General features: G+C 62.8%; 16 protein-coding genes. 12 read left to right on the forward strand and 4 right to left on the reverse strand.

The window, feature by feature from the left end; translation table 11 throughout:
• Nucleotides 1–26: 26 nt before the first annotated feature.
• Nucleotides 27–1,652 carry an NADP-dependent glyceraldehyde-3-phosphate dehydrogenase gene (locus POF45_RS28840; protein WP_259502555.1) on the reverse strand — a complete coding sequence of 542 codons (1,626 nt, stop codon included), beginning with the start codon at nt 1,650–1,652 and terminating at the stop codon, nt 27–29.
• Between the two features lie 285 nt (nt 1,653–1,937).
• On the opposite strand from POF45_RS28840, the gene POF45_RS28845 reads away from it, so the two are divergent.
• The 3 genes from POF45_RS28845 to POF45_RS28855 all read left to right on the forward strand — a co-directional run bounded on the left by POF45_RS28845 (nt 1,938) and on the right by POF45_RS28855 (nt 4,997).
• Nucleotides 1,938–2,303, forward strand: a complete 366-nt coding sequence (locus POF45_RS28845) for a c-type cytochrome (RefSeq protein WP_282317339.1) — start codon at nt 1,938–1,940, stop codon at nt 2,301–2,303.
• A 16-nt stretch (nt 2,304–2,319) separates the two neighbouring features.
• Nucleotides 2,320–3,717: a D-arabinono-1,4-lactone oxidase gene (locus POF45_RS28850; protein WP_431978627.1), complete on the forward strand. Its 1,398-nt coding sequence runs from the start codon at nt 2,320–2,322 to the stop codon at nt 3,715–3,717.
• Nucleotides 3,718–3,788: 71 nt separating this feature from the next.
• The gene (locus POF45_RS28855) at nt 3,789–4,997 is read left to right on the forward strand and encodes a DSD1 family PLP-dependent enzyme (protein WP_282317472.1); all 1,209 of its coding nucleotides are present in this window, start codon (nt 3,789–3,791) and stop codon (nt 4,995–4,997) included.
• A gap of 197 nt (nt 4,998–5,194) precedes the next feature.
• Here POF45_RS28855 and POF45_RS28860 read toward each other — a convergent pair whose 3' ends face one another.
• Together POF45_RS28860 and POF45_RS28865 are read right to left on the reverse strand one after the other, a co-directional pair.
• On the reverse strand, nt 5,195–5,803 hold the full coding sequence (locus tag POF45_RS28860; RefSeq protein WP_282317340.1) for a type II secretion system protein GspJ: 609 nt from the start codon (nt 5,801–5,803) through the stop codon (nt 5,195–5,197).
• The gene (locus POF45_RS28865; RefSeq protein WP_259502558.1) at nt 5,800–6,252 is read right to left on the reverse strand and encodes a prepilin-type N-terminal cleavage/methylation domain-containing protein; all 453 of its coding nucleotides are present in this window, start codon (nt 6,250–6,252) and stop codon (nt 5,800–5,802) included. Before POF45_RS28865 ends, POF45_RS28860 begins: the two co-directional genes overlap by 4 nt.
• Before the next feature lie 121 nt (nt 6,253–6,373).
• On the opposite strand from POF45_RS28865, the gene POF45_RS28870 reads away from it, so the two are divergent.
• Nucleotides 6,374–6,805 carry a type II secretion system protein N gene (locus POF45_RS28870; RefSeq protein ID WP_282317341.1) on the forward strand — a complete coding sequence of 144 codons (432 nt, stop codon included), beginning with the start codon at nt 6,374–6,376 and terminating at the stop codon, nt 6,803–6,805.
• Between the two features lie 133 nt (nt 6,806–6,938).
• On the opposite strand, the gene gspI is transcribed toward POF45_RS28870, so the two are convergent.
• Nucleotides 6,939–7,319 (reverse strand): type II secretion system minor pseudopilin GspI, encoded by a 381-nt coding sequence (gene gspI / locus POF45_RS28875; protein WP_259502560.1) that lies wholly within the window; start codon nt 7,317–7,319, stop codon nt 6,939–6,941.
• A gap of 147 nt (nt 7,320–7,466) precedes the next feature.
• Here gspI and gspG point away from each other — a divergent pair, with 147 nt between their 5' ends.
• From gspG to POF45_RS28915, 8 genes are all read left to right on the forward strand, one after another.
• Nucleotides 7,467–7,925, forward strand: a complete 459-nt coding sequence (gene gspG / locus POF45_RS28880) for a type II secretion system major pseudopilin GspG (RefSeq protein ID WP_259502561.1) — start codon at nt 7,467–7,469, stop codon at nt 7,923–7,925.
• Between the two features lie 8 nt (nt 7,926–7,933).
• Nucleotides 7,934–8,893: a type II secretion system minor pseudopilin GspK gene (gene gspK, locus POF45_RS28885; RefSeq protein WP_282317342.1), complete on the forward strand. Its 960-nt coding sequence runs from the start codon at nt 7,934–7,936 to the stop codon at nt 8,891–8,893.
• Nucleotides 8,890–10,062: a type II secretion system protein GspL gene (gene gspL / locus POF45_RS28890; RefSeq protein ID WP_282317343.1), complete on the forward strand. Its 1,173-nt coding sequence runs from the start codon at nt 8,890–8,892 to the stop codon at nt 10,060–10,062. The genes gspK and gspL overlap by 4 nt, the downstream gene beginning before the upstream one ends.
• Nucleotides 10,055–10,609: a type II secretion system protein M gene (locus tag POF45_RS28895; protein WP_259502564.1), complete on the forward strand. Its 555-nt coding sequence runs from the start codon at nt 10,055–10,057 to the stop codon at nt 10,607–10,609. The genes gspL and POF45_RS28895 overlap by 8 nt, the downstream gene beginning before the upstream one ends.
• Nucleotides 10,606–12,948, forward strand: a complete 2,343-nt coding sequence (gene gspD / locus POF45_RS28900) for a type II secretion system secretin GspD (RefSeq protein WP_259502565.1) — start codon at nt 10,606–10,608, stop codon at nt 12,946–12,948. Before POF45_RS28895 ends, gspD begins: the two co-directional genes overlap by 4 nt.
• Before the next feature lie 142 nt (nt 12,949–13,090).
• The gene (gene gspE, locus POF45_RS28905; protein ID WP_259502566.1) at nt 13,091–14,509 is read left to right on the forward strand and encodes a type II secretion system ATPase GspE; all 1,419 of its coding nucleotides are present in this window, start codon (nt 13,091–13,093) and stop codon (nt 14,507–14,509) included.
• Nucleotides 14,509–15,720, forward strand: a complete 1,212-nt coding sequence (gene gspF, locus POF45_RS28910) for a type II secretion system inner membrane protein GspF (protein ID WP_282317344.1) — start codon at nt 14,509–14,511, stop codon at nt 15,718–15,720. The genes gspE and gspF overlap by 1 nt, the downstream gene beginning before the upstream one ends.
• Before the next feature lie 452 nt (nt 15,721–16,172).
• Entirely contained in the window at nt 16,173–17,276 is a 1,104-nt protein-coding gene (locus POF45_RS28915; protein ID WP_282317345.1) for a substrate-binding domain-containing protein, read from the forward strand.
• Nucleotides 17,277–17,396 lie beyond the last annotated feature (120 nt).

The raw sequence follows: 17,396 nt of genomic DNA on the forward strand, positions 1-17,396 counted from the left end.
TTGTAACGCGCTCAGATTCGCTCTCCTCAGAAAATGTAATCAGTGGTCAGGAAGCTCGAATCCCGGCCGCGAATGATTTCACTGATCAGCGCCTTGTTGCTGTCCTGGAACTTGGTCGCCACCAGCGTGCGGATCGAAAACACCCGCAGTGCATCATGCACCGACAGCGTGCCTTCGGCGGAGTTCTTGCGCCCGTTGAACGGGTACGTGTCCGGGCCGCGCTGGCACTGGGCGTTGAGGTTGATGCGCCCGACCTGATTGGCAAAGGTGTCGACCAGGCGGCCCACGGCCACCGGATTGGTGCCGAAAATACTCAGCTGCTGGCCGAAGTCCGACTCCAGCACGTAGTCGATCACGGTATCGAGATGGCGATACGGCACGATCGGCACCACAGGGCCGAACTGTTCCTCCTGGTAGACACGCATCTGCGGGGTGACCGGGTACAGCACCGCCGGGTAGAAGAACGACGCACGCGCCTCGCCGCCATGGGGGTTGACCACCTTCGCGCCTTTGCCGACCGCGTCCGCCACCAGCGAATGCAGGTAATCGACCTTGCTCGCTTCCGGCAGCGGCGTCAGCGCCACGCCGCTGTCCCACGGCATGCCGGGCTTGAGCGTTGCCAGCTTGGCGTTGAATTTCTCGATGAACGAATCGACCACGTCTTCATGCACGAAGAGGATTTTCAGTGCCGTACAACGCTGGCCATTGAACGACAGCGAGCCGGTGACCGCCTCGCTGACAGCGTTGTCCAGGTCCACTTCCGGCAGCACGATACCGGGGTTCTTCGCGTCCAGGCCCAGCGCGGCGCGCAAACGGTGTGGTTTCGGGTGCAGCTTTTTCAGGTCGCTGGCGGCCTTGTTGGTGCCGATGAAGGCGAAGATATCGATCTTGCCGCTGGCCATCAGCGCGCTGACCGTCTCGCGGCCACTGCCGTAGATCACGTTGATCACGCCGACAGGGAAGCTGTCGCGGAACGCTTCCAGCAGCGGGCGAATCAGCAGTACGCCGAGCTTGGCCGGTTTGAACACCACGGTGTTGCCCATGATCAGCGCCGGGATCAGCGTGGTGAACGTCTCGTTCAGCGGGTAGTTGTAAGGCCCCATGCACAAGGCGACGCCCAGTGGCACGCGGCGAATCTGGCCGAGCGTGTCCTGTTCCAGTTCGAAACGGCTGGAGCGGCGGTCGAGCTCCTTGAGCGCGTTGATGGTGTCGACGATGTAGTCGCAGGTGCGGTCGAACTCTTTTTCCGAGTCCTTGAGGTTCTTGCCGATTTCCCACATCAACAACTTGACCACGGCGTCGCGCTGCTGACGCATGCGCCCCAGAAAGGCCTCGACATGCTGGATGCGCTCGGCCACGCGCATGGTCGGCCACAGGCCCTGGCCACGGTCATAGGCACGCACGGCGGCGTCGAGGGCGGTCAGCGCGGTGTCGGCGTCCAGCAGCGGCGTGCTGCCCAGGATCACCTGTTCATCGCCATGCTCACCCTTCAGATACACCGGGCTGCGCACGGTGGCGAGCGGGCCGGACCAGGTACGCAGTTCGCCATCCACCAGGTACTCGCGCTGCTCGGTCTGGCCGTCGAGGCGGTATTTCTCGGGGATGTCGGCTGCAGAAGGGAACAGGTTGCCAAGGATGTGTGCTGTGGTCATGTCGCTACCCCGTCTGGATTGGTGGCTGATACCGGACAAGCCGGATCAAACTGGCTGAATCGTTTTATCAGACATCGTCATGGCTTGTCATGACCCATCTCAGTGAGGGTTTACGATAGTCGCTGTTCTTCCATCCGACACAACCCCCCTGGTGGGATTGGTGTGTTGATTGAAAGGACACATCACTGGCCCCAGATGCCCCCCTTGCTGTCCCGCATTGCCCTCAACTGCGCCATGCGCCTGCCTTAGTGTTGATCACTCCTGCCAACAACAAGAAGCACCGCCATGCGCTCAAGTCGCTTCATGCAAATGCTGCTGGCCGTCACGATGCTGCTCAGCGCCTGTGGTGAATCACACAGGCCGCCCGCCACCCGTAGCGAGGCCGCCACTGCCATGCCTGCCGACGCCGAGCTGGCGCAGATCTACGACAGCAGTTGCAAGCTCTGTCACGCCAACCCGGCCGCCGGCGCACCGCTGACCGGCGACCAGGGCGCCTGGGCGCCGCGCGTGCAGCAAGGCGCCGACACCCTGCTGGACCACGCCATCAACGGCTACAACGGCATGCCGCCGATGGGCTTGTGTGTGCAGTGCTCGCAAGAGCAGTTCCTGGCGCTGATTGCCTTCATGTCCGCTCAGTCGATCCCACAATAAAAACAAGGTGCACTTCATGACGATGGAGCTATCGCGACGCCAGTTGCTGCAACGGGCGAGTGTCATCGGCGCGCTGACCGCCCTCGGCTCAAACTCCGCGCTGGCTGAACTGCTGCGTGCCCCGCGCTTGATTCCGTGGCGCAACTGGTCGGGCGGCCAGAATTGCCTGCCGGCGGCGCGGCTGGCGCCGAAAAACCTTGATGAACTGATGCAGGTGGTGCGCCAGGCCCCCGGCAAAATCCGTGCGGTGGGCTCGGGGCATTCCTTCAGCGCACTGGTGCCGACCGATGGCACGCTGTTGTCCTTGAGTTTTTTCAGCGGGCTGCTGGATCACGACGCACAAACCCTGCAAGCGGAATTCGGCGCCGGCACGCCGATGTCCCGCATGGGCACGCCGCTCAAGGACATCGGCCAGGCCCTGCACAACATGGCCGACATCGATTACCAGACCCTCGCCGGGGCGATTTCCACCTCGACCCACGGCACCGGCAAGACCTTCCAGTCCTATTCGGCCCACGTCTGCGGCTTGCAACTGGTGACCGCCAGCGGCGAGGTGCTGGACTGCGACAGCACGCGTCACCCTGAGGTGTTCAGTGCCGCGCGGGTGTCCCTCGGCGCCTTGGGTGTCGCCAGCACCGTGCGCCTGCAAAATCGCCCGGCCTATCGATTGCGCGAACGCCAGTGGATCGCCCGGACCGAAGAGCTGCTGGAAGACATCGACAAGAACACCCGGGAAAACCAGCACTGGGAAATGCTCGTGGTCACTCATTCCGACTATGCCTTGTCGATTGCCCTGAATGAAACCAGCGACCCGGCCACGCCACCGATCCCGGCGGATGAGGAGGGCGGCAACGAGTTCGTGACCCTGATCGAGAAGATCGACAAATACGCCAGCGACTTCCCCGACCTGCGCCGCACGATGCTCAACAACCTGCGTCACCTGGCGAGTTTCGACGACCGGGTGGGCGACTCGTTCGACATCTACGCCAACGTGCGCACCGTGCGTTTCAACGAGATGGAGTACTCGGTGCCGGCCGAACACGGCCCGGCGTGCCTGCGCGAAATTCTCAAGCTGATCCAGGACAAGGACCTGCGCACCTGGTTTCCCATCGAGTACCGCTACGTCAAGGCCGACGACATTCCCCTGAGCATGTTCGAAGGCCGCGACAGCTGCTCGATTTCCGTGCATCAGCATTACCAGATGGACCACCACAACTTTTTCGCGGCGGTCGAGCCGATTTTCTGGAAGTACAACGGCCGCCCGCACTGGGGCAAGTTGCACACCCTCAACGCCCGGACCTTGCAGCCGCTGTACCCGCGCTGGCAGGAATTCATCGAGGTGCGGCAGGCCCTCGACCCCAGCGGCAAATTCCTCAATGCGCACCTGTCGTCGATTCTGGGGGTGAGTGGATGAGCGTCAATCGTCGAAACTTTCTGGTCGGCACCGCGGGTGTCGCGGCCTTGCTGGTGGGCGCTGGCGCCTGGTTGCGACCGGATGACCGGGGCGGGCCATACAGCGAATATTTCCGCGCCCTGAACCGCGAACTCAAGGACCACGGGCCAATGCGGCCGGTGATGCTGATCGACCTGGATCGCCTCGATCACAACATCGATGTGGTCGTGCAGTCGGTCAATCGTGCCGGCAAGCACCTGCGGCTGGTGGAGAAATCCCTGCCGTCGCCGGGGCTGCTGAACTACATCGCCCAGCGCGCCGGGACACAGCGCCTGATGTCGTTTCATCAACCGTTTCTCAATCATGACGCCGTGCAGTTTCCAGGCGTCGATATCCTGCTCGGCAAGCCGCTGCCGGTGCGGTCGGCGCAGCTGTTCTATGAGAATCACAAAGGCCCGTTCGACCCGGCGAAGCAGCTGCAGTGGCTGCTCGATACGCCGCAGCGCCTGCAACAGTATCTGGCGCTGGCCCAAGGCCTGGGCACGCGTTTGCAGGTCAATATCGAGCTGGACGTTGGCCTGCATCGCGGCGGCGTCAGCGAGCTGGCCGTGCTGGGGCAGATGCTCAGCCTGATCAGCGCAAACCCGCAACATCTGGCCTTCGCCGGGTTCATGGGCTACGACCCGTTCGTGGGCATGGGCGTGCCGGAAATACTCGGCTCGCCCGAGGCGCTGTTCGCCAAGGTGATGCTGATTTACCAGCGCTGCGTCGACTTCACCCGCCAGCAGTTTCCGGGGCTTTGGCACGATGGGCTGACACTCAATACCGCTGGCAGCCCCAGCTATCGTCTGCATGAAAATGAACGCTTGAGCACTGAGGTTTCGGTAGGTACGGCGATGCTCAAACCGACCCACTATGACTTGCCGTCCCTGACCGAGCACGTGCCTGCCGCGTACATCGCCACGCCGGTGTTGAAAAGCACCGGGGCGGTGAACATCCCGGCGCTGGACGGCAAGTCGGCGCTGTTTTCCTGGTGGGACACCAATCAGCGGCAGACCTTTTTCATCTATGGCGGCTACTGGATGGCCGAATTCGAATCGCCCCGGGGTTTGCAAAGTAACGGTGTGTATGGCCGCAGCTCCAATCAGGAGATGGTCAACGGCTCCGGGGCGGTGGGGTTGCAGGTGGAAGACCAGGTGTTCTTGCGCCCGACCCAGACGGAATCGGTGTTGCTGCAGTTTGGAGATCTGCTGGCGGTGCGGGGCGGGAAGATTGTCGAGCGTTGGGCGGTGTATAGCTGATTCCGACCCACAACAATGAACCCCTGTGGGAGCGAGGTCGGGCTCAAATTCCGTATCCACCTCAAGCCTCCTGTGGGAGCGAGCCTGCTCGCGAAGACGGTGTGTCAGGCAACATCCATGTTGAATGTGATGCCGCTATCGCGAGCAAGCTCGCTCCCACGGGGGGTGTGTTGTGACCAGGATCCATGTCCATCCCGTCAGTCCAACGGCCCCAACACCTGTCGATATTTCTCCACCCCCTGCGGCGTCTGCCGGGTCAGGCTGATCTCGATGCCTGCCGGGTTCTCCTTGCGATTGCCACTCAACTTGCGCCAGCCTTTATCCGGCTCCCATACCCGCAAGCTGGCGTCGCTGACCTCGCTCAATACCACAACCCCGGCCGTGGGCGCCGGCAGCGGATAACGACTGCGCGCCGGGGCAACCGCCCGGTACAACGAATCACCCTTGAGCCACCAACGCACCCGCTGCAACTCGCCATTGCCGTCAGCCGCGACCCGAATCAGCTCCAGGCGAAAACCCTTGCCTTCAGTACTGCGCACAGTCAACGACGGCAACGCCTCGGTCGGCTCGTCCTCGGTGCCGGGCTTCACCGGTTCCGCCAGCTCGACGCTGGCGCGCAACGCCACGTCCCGCTCCAGTTGATTGAGCGCCCGCAGCAGTGCTTCGGTCTGTTCGGTACTGGCTTGCAGGTGCTTATCGGCCCGGGTGACGCTGTTCAGACCGCGCCAGGCGATCAGGCTGACCACCGCCATCAGCATGATCGCCACCATCACTTCGATCAGAGTAAATCCCTGCTGGCGGCTCATTGCACGCTGACCTGGCCAGCGGCGCTGCGTTGCACGCTGATGCTGTTGAGGCCGTCCGACAATTTCAACAAGAGCGGCGGGTTGATCCATTCTGCGTTCAGCACGACTTTCTGTCTGGGCTGCACACGCACTTCGATGCCCGGTGTTTCCCACCGCCGGGGGCGCAGTTGCGGGTCGTTGCTGAAATGCTCGAAACCCTGACCGCTGTCACTGCGGCGGCTGAAGCGAAAACCCTTGGCGTCCGCCAGCCAGGTGATGGGCCGGCCATCGGCGCGGGCTTCGGCCTGGGCCACCTGCAGCAATTGGGCGACGCGGTCGGCGTCCTTGCGCAGCAGGTGCAGCGGGTCCGGCTTGATGCTCAGGCTGATCGCCGCACTGGCAATGCCGATGATCACCAGCACCACCATCAACTCGATCAGCGTGAAACCCTGTTGTCTGAAGCCATTCATCCGCTGCGCGCTCCTTTGCGTCGATTTTCATCCTGCACGGCGAAGATGATGACTGTGTGAAATAAAAACGTGAACTTTGCGCTGTACGCTCGGGGCAGGGACTAAAAAGGAGATTCAGCCCATGTCATTCACTGATCGGTTTGCCGCGCCACAACGGGTTCAGGCCTGCGCCTTGCTGGCGGCGCTGGCCGGCATCGTCATCTGGTCATCGTTGCTGCTGACCTCCGCTGAATCGCGCACCCCGGAGGTGGCGCCGCCCCTGAGCGCGGTGCGCAGCGATAATCCGGCGTTGCAATGGTTTTCCAATCAAACAGCACCCGTCGAGATCAAGGTCAGCGGCGTGGTGGCCGGCGGTCGCGGCGCGGTGGCGATCCTCAGCATTAATGGCGGTACGCCGCAGAGTTTTCTGCTCGGGGAGAACGTCAGTCACGGCGTGAAGTTGTTGGCGATCGAGGGCGATGCGGTGGTAATAGGGCAGGGCGGGGAGCGGACTCGTTTAGCCATCAGCAAACTGCCGGACTCGCCATTTCTGCCCGTATTGACACCACAATAAATCAGTAGACCACCACAACTCCTGTGGGAGCGAGCTTGCTCGCGATGGCGGTGGCTCAGTCAACATTGATGTTGAAAGGGATGACCTCATCGCGAGCAAGCTCGCTCCCACAGGGATTGCATCTTCGAAATTGTTATTTCATGGCCGCCCGGTTCAACAACGTCTCAACCCGCGCCAACGCCGGCGCTTCATGACTGCGGTCAAACACCTGCACCCCCACTGTCAACAACGGCCCGTTCCCGGCGCCGGCAATCACCTGTTCACAGCGCAACAACAACCGGCCCTGATCACATTCGACCGCCTTCATTCCCGACGGCAATCGCCCCTCAAGCCGCAGTTCCGCCAACCGGCTTTGCGCCGCCAGCAACGCGATCGAACGGTCGCGCAGCAGGCCGTTGCTCTGGGTCATCAACCCGGCCACGCGCACGGCAGCGGACATCGCCACGGCGATGATCGCCAGCGCCACCAACACTTCGATCAGGGTAAAACCGGCTTCTCGGGAACGGCGTGGCATCAGGCGCTCAGGCAGTCTGGACAGCGTCTGACCGTAACGTCCGGTGGTGACAGGCCGGCGACAAAAGCTCCCGAGGATTTTCAACATCACTGACATATCTTCTTGCAACACTGCGCGTCGAATCGAATCTAGCCAGGGAATGTCGAGATGGATATCGCACACTTCAAACCGCTCAACCACACGCCTCGCGCGCCACGCGGCCAGCAGGGCTTCACCCTGATCGAGATCATGGTCGTGGTGGTGATCCTCGGGATTCTGGCGGCGATGGTGGTGCCCAAGGTGCTGGACCGGCCGGATCAGGCCCGCGCCACTGCCGCCAAACAGGACATTGCCGGGTTGATGCAGGCCTTGAAGCTGTATCGCCTGGACCACGGCACGTACCCCAACATGACCCAGGGCCTGAAAGTACTGGTGGAACGCCCGGCGGATGCGAAGAACAGCAACTGGCGCTCTTATCTGGACCGCTTGCCCAACGATCCCTGGGGCCGTCCCTACAACTACCTGAACCCGGGTGCCAACGGTGAGGTGGATATTTTCTCCCTCGGTGCCGACGGCCAGCCTGACGGCGATGGCGTGAATGCCGATATTGGCTCCTGGCAGTTGTAAGCGCGGCCATGAAAGCCTGTTCGCACAAAGCGAAGGAACGCGGCATGGCGATCATCAGCGCCTTGCTGATTGCAGCGGTGGTGGCGGTGATTGCCGGTGGCATGCTGACCCGCCAGACCGTGTTCACCCGTGGCCTGGAAGCCGAGCAACAGCGGGTGCAGGGGGCCTGGGCGCTGCACGGCGGCCTGGAAATCAGCCGCCAGTTATTGTGGGACGCACGCCAGCGCGACCCGTTGACCCGTCTCGATCAACCATGGGCGCAGCCACTTGCCGGCATTGCAGTCAGTGGGTTTTCGGGACGGCTGGAAGACGAGCAGGGCAAGTTCAACCTGCGCAACCTGATCGCCAACGAAAGCATTGATGAGGAGCAGTTGCGCACGTTTCAGCGTCTGTGCGAGCTGATCGGCGTCAACAGCACCCTGAGCCAGCGCATCAGTGCGCGGGTGATCGCCTCCTACCCACGGGTGTTGGCGCACAAGGTTGCGAGCAAAACCAGCTTTGACAGTGGACGCGTCACGTCGCCCGATGCCGCCCGCAAACCACAACTGCCGACCCAGCCGATGCTGCGCAACCTTGATGATCTGCGCAGCGTCGAGGGCGTCAACGCGGCGTTGCTGGCGAAAATCGCGCCGTACATGACCATCATTCCGGCCAACACCTGGCTCAACGGCAATACCGCGACTGCCGCCGTACTGGCAGCCTATGTGCCGGGCTTGTCGCTGGAGCGTGCCCAGGCCTTGATTGCCGAGCGCGATGGTGGCCAGTGGTTCATCAATCGCGGGGATTTCGTCAACCGCCTGCGCATGCCGCAGTTGGAACTGACGACGATCAAGGTCGGCATCACCAGTGACTGGTTTCGCCTGCGCGGCCAGGCGCGCAACGATCAACGTCGGGTCAGCCTCGATGCCTTGTTGCACCGCAGTCAGGACCAATTGCCTCAGGTGATCTGGTCGCGGGTGGGCGTATGAGTCAAGTGCGCGTAGCGTTGCCTCCGTTGGCCGATCTGACCCTCGACACGCCCGTGACCGTGGCCTGGCTGGATCGGCAGGGCAAGGTGATCGGCGAAGAACAGAGCACGTTGTTGCAGTTGGGGCAGGGCGGCAAAAACGCGGCCGTGTGCTTTTTTCTGCACCCCCGGGACAGCCTGCTGGCAAGTCTGGAATTGCCCCTGCTGCCAGCGGCCAAAACAGCGGCGGCCGTGCAGTGCGCGGCGCAGGCACTGATTCTGGGCCGCAGCGATGACATGCACATCGCCCACAGCCCACGGGACGAACAGGGTCGTGTGCACATCGCCTGGCTGTCCCGCGAGTGGCTGAGCGAGTTCGGCAGACTGTTGCACCTGGCTCGGCTGACCCAGCGTGGCCTTTATCCGGCCGCTTATGGCTTGCCTGTCGGTGACGCGCCGGTGGCCTGCATGCAGGACGGCCATTTGCTGGTGCGCTACAGCCTGCAACACGCGGTGGTCCATCCGTATTTCGACGACGCCGTTGGCGATTTATTGCGGGAGGCCGGCCCCGGTGTGCAATGGGTCGGTGATTTAGCGCCGGACACGCCGCTCAACCGCTTGCCCGTTGAACAACGCTGGAGCGGCGCGTTGCCCGGTTGGGGGTTGCACGGTGGCGTCCAGCAAAACCCCTCCCAGACCGGCTGGGGCCGCGCCGCTGCCTGTTGCACGCTGGCCGTGGCGGTCTGGACCCTGGGCCTGAATCTTTACGCCAGCCGTGAAGCCGCCCAAGGGCAGCAGCTCAAGGCGCAGATGGTGCAGAGAGTGAAGCAGGCGTTCCCGCAACTGCCGGTGATCCTCAACCCACTGCAACAGGCTCGCCAGCAACTGGCCGCCCGCGAAACAGGCACCGCCGAAGACCCTGATCAAGCATTCACTCGCCTGATGCAGCAGGCGGGCAACGGCATACCGTTCATGGCCGGCAGTGTGCAGAGTCTGGTTTTCGATAACGGTGAGTTGCAGCTGAACCTGTTGAGCGATGCGCGCCGCAATGGCAGCGACAAACAATGGCAGGGCGCCTTGACCCAGGCGGGCATCGCCATCAGCGCCACCGATGACGGCTGGTTGTTGCGAACGGCCACCGAGTCTGCGGTCAACGAAACCGAAAACAGCAGTGGAGGCGAGGATGAATAAGCGTCTTCTGACGGCTTACCGCGTCCGCTGGCAAGGGTTCAACGCGCACGGGCAGCAGCTCTGGCAAGGCCTGGCCCTGCGCGAAAAACGCATGGTCGCAGCCACCGCACTGGGCCTTGGCGGATTGTTGATGTGGATGCTGTTGATCCAGCCACCACTGAAAAAAATCGATGCCTGGCAGGCCGAAATGCCGAAATTGCGCACCCAGCTCGAGACGCTCGAAGGCGTGTTGCGCGAGGTATCGCCGCCGTTTGCCGGGCAAGATCTCGCCCAGGCATTGCAGCAGACCCTCGATGCCGGCGGCCTGGCAGGGCATTACCGATTACAGGCGCCACAGGCCACCCCCGGCGCCTGGCAGTTGAGTTTTGAAGAGGCGCCAGCCGATGCCGTGATTGGCTGGTTGCTGGGCAATCCACGGCAATTTTCCCTGCGCGTCACCGAGGCTCGCCTGCAACGCGCAGGCGAGGCCAAGGCAGATGACGGCGCCGGAACGTTGTCAGGAACCGTTCGCATGGATCAGGCGCAGGGCGCTAAGGAAGCTTCATGAAGTGGTCAGGTTCCCGTTACGCACGTAACGCCGCACCGTTTTTGCTGCTGGCATTGGGCGCGTGCAGCAACACCGTTTCAAACCCGCCGCCATTGCTGGTGGACAGTGAGCTGGGTCGCCCGTTGGCCGACACCCAGCGCAACGGCGATGCACTGCTTGATCGGCAGCGGGCCCAGGTGCCAACGCCGCCCCGGCCGCAGCATAAAGTCACCAGCAGTGCCCGTAGCGCTCGCGCAGAACAGGGCAGTGCAGTGGCGAGCAATCCGCTGGGCAATCAACCGGTGACGCTGAACTTCGTCGACGCCGATATTCAGGCTGTGGTGCGCGCATTGTCCCGTTCCACCGGGCAGCAGTTTCTGGTCGACCCCCGGGTCAAGGGCAACCTGACGCTGGTCTCCGAAGGGCAAGTGCCGGCGCATCAGGCCTACGACATGCTGCTGGCGGCGTTACGCATGCAGGGCTTCAGCGTGGTCGACGTCGGCGGCGTGGCGCAGGTGGTGCCGGAGGCCGACGCCAAGCTGCTCGGCGGGCCGATCTACAGCGCCGACAAACCGGCGGGCAACGGCATGCTCACCCGCACGTTTAGACTGCAATACGAAAACGCGGTGAACCTGATCCCGGTACTGCGCCCGATCGTCTCGCCGAACAACCCGATCAACGCCTATCCCGGCAACAACACCATCGTCGTCACCGACTACGCCGAAAACCTGTCACGGGTGGCCAGGCTCATCGCCGGCATCGACACCCCGAGCGCCATCGACACCGACGTGGTGCAGATCCAGAACGGCATCGCCGTGGACATTGCCGGCATGGTCTCGGACTTGCTGGAGGCACCGGGCAACGACCCGACCCAGAAAATCGCGGTGATCGGCGACCCGCGCTCCAACTCGATCATCATCCGCGCCGGCAGCCCCGAGCGTACCGAGCTGGCGCGCAACCTGATCTACAAACTCGACAATGCGCAAAGCAATCCCAGCAACCTGCACGTGGTGTATTTGCGCAACGCCCAGGCCGGCAAACTGGCCCAGGCGCTGCGCGGTTTGCTCACCGGCGAAAGCGACAGCGGCAGCACCGACAAGGCTCGCTCGGTACTCAGCGCCATGGGCAGTAACAGCAATGGCGGGCAGAGTGCCCAAAGCGGCAGCTCGACCACCAGTGGCACGCAAACGTCCACCCCAGGCGGCGGGCAGGGCACGAGCCCTTCGGCCAGTCAGACGGGCGCTCAGCAGACTGACCAGAGCGTCGCCTTCAGCGCCGGTGGCGTGACCATCCAGGCCGACGCCACCACCAACACCTTGCTGATTTCCGCGCCGGACCCGCTGTACCGCAACCTGCGCGAAGTCATCGACATGCTCGACCAGCGCCGTGCGCAAGTGGTGATCGAAAGCCTGATCGTTGAAGTCAGTGAAGACGATGCCAATGAATTCGGTGTGCAATGGCAGACCGGCAACCTGGCCGGCAACGGCGTGATCGGCGGGGCGAATCTGGGTGGCAGCGGCTTCAAGGCGGGCGGCAAGACCAGCGTCGATGTCTTGCCCGGCGGTTTGAGCGTGGGTTTTCTCAACGGCACCGTGGACATTCCCGGCATCGGTAAAGTCATGGACCTGAAAGTGCTGGCCCATGCGCTCAAGAGCAAGGGCGGCACCAACGTCTTGTCGACGCCGAACCTGCTGACGCTGGACAACGAAGCGGCGAGCATTTTCGTCGGCCAGACCATCCCGTTTGTCAGCGGCAGTTATGTGACGGGCGGTGGCGGCACCAGCAACAACCCATTCCAGACCGTGACCCGTGAAGAGGTGGGATTGAAGCTCAACGTACGGCCACAGATTTCCGAGGGTGGCACGGTCAAGCTCGACATCTATCAGGAAGTCAGCAGCATCGATGAGCGCGCGTCCAACAGCGTGACCTCGGCGGGGATCGTCACCAACAAGCGTGCCATTGACACCAGCATTCTGCTCGACGACGGGCAGATCATGGTCCTCGGCGGGCTGTTGCAGGACGGCTATAGCCAGAGCAATGACGCGGTGCCGTGGCTGTCGAACATTCCCGGTGTCGGTGCGCTGTTTCGCAACGAGCGGCGGGCGGTCACCAAGACCAACCTGATGGTGTTCCTGCGTCCCTACATCATTCGAGACAGCGGCGCCGGACGCGCCATCACCCTTAACCGCTACGACTTCATGCGCCGCGCCCAGGGCGGGCTGCAACCGGAACACAGCTGGGCCATGCCGGACATGCAGGCACCGCAATTGCCGACGGCGGCGCAGGGGGTGCCGGTGTCGAATGTGCAGCCTCGGGCGACGATCCGGGCGGTGCCGATTGAAGGGAGTACACGCCAGTGATCACCTCACCATTGCCCTGTGGGAGCGAGCTTGCTCGCGATGGCATTGTGTCAGTCACCACCGTGCTGAATGGGCTACCGCCATCGCGAGCAAGCTCGCTCCCACAGGGGGTCTTTGGTGTATTGCAGATGAGGGGATTGCCATGAGCACCTTGCCCTACGCCTGGGCCAAGGCCCAACGCATCCTGCTGCGCAGTACCGACGACGGCGCGGTGCTGACGGTCTGCCCCTCAACCCCCGGCTGGTCGATCAGCGAAGCCCGCCGTCAGTTCGGCCCGGCACGCCTGGAACGGGTGCGCGATGAAGAACTCGACGGCCTGCTCGCCAGCGCCTACGCCGACACCGGCAGCGCGGCAGCAGTGGTCGGCGCGGCGGAAAACGAGGTCGACCTGGACCGGCTGATGCAGGACATCCCGCCAGTCACCGACCTGCTGGACACCCAGGACGGCGCCCCGGTCATCCGCATGATCAACGCCTTGCTCACCCAGGCAGCACGGGACGAGGCCAGCGACATTCACATAGAGCCCTATGAAAGCCACTCGGTGGTGCGCTACCGCGTCGACGGCACGCTGCGTGATGTGGTGTCGCCACGCAAGGCGCTGCACGGTGCATTGGTGTCGCGGATCAAGATCATGGCGCAGCTCGACATCGCCGAAAAACGTCTGCCTCAGGATGGGCGTATTGCCTTGCGCGTCGCGGGTCGGCCCATCGACATTCGGGTATCGACCGTGCCCACCGGCCATGGCGAACGGGTGGTCATGCGTCTGCTGGACAAACAGGCCGGGCGCCTGCAACTGGAAACCCTGGGCATGGACCCCCACGTACTGGCCAAACTCGACCAACTGATCCGCCAGCCCCATGGCATCGTCCTGGTCACCGGCCCCACCGGCAGCGGCAAGACCACCAGCCTCTACGCCGCGCTGGCGCGCCTGGACGCCAGCACCAGCAACATCCTCACCGTCGAAGACCCGGTGGAATACGATTTGCCAGGCATCAGCCAGATTCAGGTCAACGCCAAGATCGACATGACCTTTGCCCTGGCGCTTCGAGCGATTCTGCGTCAGGACCCGGACATCATCATGATCGGCGAAATCCGCGACCTGGAAACCGCGCAGATCGCCGTGCAGGCCTCGCTGACCGGGCACCTGGTACTGGCGACGCTGCACACCAATGATGCGGTGTCGGCGGTCAACCGCTTGATCGACATGGGCGTCGAACCGTTTCTGCTGGCGTCGTCGATGCTCGGTGTCTTGGCGCAAAGGTTGGTCCGAAGGCTCTGTAACCACTGCAAAGCGCAAGACCCAACGCTCCCCGGTACCTGGCGACCTGTCGGTTGCGCCGCCTGCAACCACACCGGCTACAGCGGCCGCACCGGCATTCATGAATTATTCTGCATCGACGACGACATTCGCACGTTGATCCACCAGGGCGCAGGCGAGCAAGCCTTGAGAGCCGCCGCTCGCAAGGCCGGGATGTTCAGTTTGCGTGAGGATGGCGAACGCTGGGTGCGCAGCGGCGCTACTGCGCCGGAAGAAATTCACCGCGTGACACGGGACGCCTGATGAATCGCTACCGTTTTGAAGCCGCCGATGCCCACGGCAAGATCGAGGCTGGGCACCTGGAGGCCGACAGCCAGAGCGCCGCGTTTGGCGTATTGCGCAGTCGTGGCCTGACCGCATTGCTGGTGCAGATAGAAAGCACTACGCCGTCCGGCAGCCGTGGTGGCTTGTTCAGCGCCAAACTCTCGGACAACGACCTGGCCTGGGCCACCCGGCAACTGGCGAGCCTGCTCGGCGCCAGTTTGCCGCTGGAAGCGGCGCTGAGCGCCACGGTGGAACAAGCCGAAAAAAAGCACATCGCCCAGACCCTGAGCGCGGTACGCGCCGATGTCCGCAGCGGCATGCGCCTGGCCGAAGCGCTGGCGGCGCGGCCACGGGATTTCCCCGACATTTATCGGGCGTTGATCGCGGCGGGCGAGGAGTCCGGCGACCTGGCGCAAGTCATGGAGCGGCTGGCCGACTACATCGAGGAACGCAACAATCTGCGCGGCAAGATTCTCACCGCGTTTATCTATCCCGGCGTGGTCGGGCTGGTGTCGATCGGCATCGTGATTTTCCTGCTCAGCTACGTGGTGCCACAGGTGGTCAGCGCGTTTTCCCAGGCGCGCCAGGATTTGCCGGGACTGACCCTGGCGATGCTCAATGCCAGTGATTTCATCCGTGGCTGGGGCTGGTTGTGTTTCAGCATCATGGCTGCCGGTTTCTGGGGCTGGCGGCTGTACCTGCGCAACCCGGTGGCGCGCTTGAGCTGGCACAGCCGCATCCTGCGCCTGCCCATGATCGGGCGCTTTGTGCTGGGGCTGAACACCGCACGTTTCGCCTCGACCCTGGCGATTCTTGGCGGTGCCGGGGTGCCGCTGTTGCGCGCGCTGGAGGCGGCGCGCCAGACCCTGTCCAACGACCGCTTGAGCCTGAGCGTCAGCGACGCCACGGCCAAGGTCCGTGAAGGCGTCAACCTCGCCGCCGCGCTGCGGGTGGAGAAAGTCTTCCCGCCGGTACTGATCCACCTGATCGCCAGTGGCGAGAAAACCGGATCGTTGCCGCCGATGCTTGATCGCGCCGCGCAGACGCTGTCTCGCGATATCGAACGTCGTGCGATGGGCATGACCGCGTTGCTGGAGCCGCTGATGATCGTGGTCATGGGCGGCGTGGTGCTGGTGATTGTCATGGCGGTGTTGTTGCCGATTATCGAGATCAATCAGTTGGTGAAATGAAGCTTGAAAGCATCGCGAGCAGGCTCTCTCCCACAGTTGATCGAGGTCGTGCACCCATTTCTGGCCTGACAACAAAACCCTGTGGGAGTGGGCTTTCTCGCGAAGACGGCCGCACAAACACCACTCATCTCAACTATTTTTCTCCCCCGTCTCAACCACCACCCGAGCGATCCTCGGGTTCTCCTTTCTGTCATCTGCAACGGCAAACCAACCCCTCCAGCCAAGCTTCATGAAAACCCGCAAAAGCCCCGCAGCAGAAGCCCGAAAAGCCCGCGCAAACACCCGAGAAATTTTCGTAGGAACCGTCTCTCGCTCCCGAGGTTTTTTCCTTTATCTGTCACCGGAAGCTGCGAACTTCTCAGTGCGACTTCACCCCCGGCCCCGGTTCGCAACGGTCAGTGGTGAGTCCTTGACCGAACCCAAATCCTGACGTTGATACAAGGAGATTCTTCATGTTCAAGCGCACTCTGATCGCAGCCTCACTGACTGTCGCCGCCCTGGCCTCTGCCCAGGCCATGGCCGTAACCGGTGGTGGCGCTTCACTGCCTGCCGCTCTGTACAAAGGCTCTGCCAACAGCATTCTGCCGGCCAACTTCAGCTACGCCGTGACCGGTAGCGGCATCGGCAAAAGCGCGTTCCTGACCAACACCGCTTCGCAGTTCGGCACCACCGGCACCGTGCACTTCGCGGGTAGCGACTCAATCCTCAGTGCCACCGAAATCAGCACCTACAACGCCAACTTCGGTGCATCGTTCGGTCCCCTGATCCAGCTGCCATCGGTGGCTACTTCGGTGGCCATCCCGTACAAGAAAGCCGGCAACACCACCCTGAACCTGACCAGTGCGCAACTGTGTGACGCCTTCTCGGGCACCGCCACCACCTGGGGCGCGCTGCTGGGCACCGCCGATGCCACACCGATCCGCATCGTCTATCGCAACGTTTCCAGCGGCACCTCGGAAATTCTCAGCCGCCACCTGAACTCGATCTGCCCGACCAAATTCGCAGTCAACTCCACCTTCACCAACGCACGTCTGCCCGCCGGTTCGACCCTGCCTTCGAACTGGGTTGGCGTTGCCGAAACGGCTGACGTGGCGCCGACCGTGAACCTGGTTGACGGCTCCATCGGTTACGTCGGTCCAGACGGTGTGAATGCCACCAGCAACGCGGTGGTTGCTCGCGTCAACGGCGTTCAACCAACCCCGGCCAACGTGACCGCGGCCTTGTCGTCGGCACCGCTGCCAACCGTGCCTTCCAACCCGACTCAGTGGGTTCCGGTCGTTGCCAACCCGGCGAGCGGCTACCCGATTGCGGCCTACACCAACTTCATCTTCGGTCAGTGCTACAAGGATGCAGCCGTGGCCAATGATGTTCGTGCGTTCCTGACCACTCACTACAGCGTTCCTGGCAACACCGTTGCCACCGTGGCCCACGGTTTCAGCGTGGTTCCAACCAACTGGAAAAACGCGGTCACCGCCAACTTCATCACCAACACCACCGGCAACAACCTGAACATCAACAACGCCAGCGTCTGCAACGCTATCGGTCGTCCGTTGTAAGACTGCCGATTCAAACTGCGATACGGATGGCAGCCCCTTTTGGGGGGCTGCCATTTTTTTTGTGGTGCGCCAGTACAACCCGTTTGGTTGTGGTGGCGGGGGGCGGCCTATGAAGTTTTT

It is taken from the genome of Pseudomonas fungipugnans, assembly GCF_029955235.1.
Lineage (GTDB): Bacteria > Pseudomonadota > Gammaproteobacteria > Pseudomonadales > Pseudomonadaceae > Aquipseudomonas > Aquipseudomonas fungipugnans.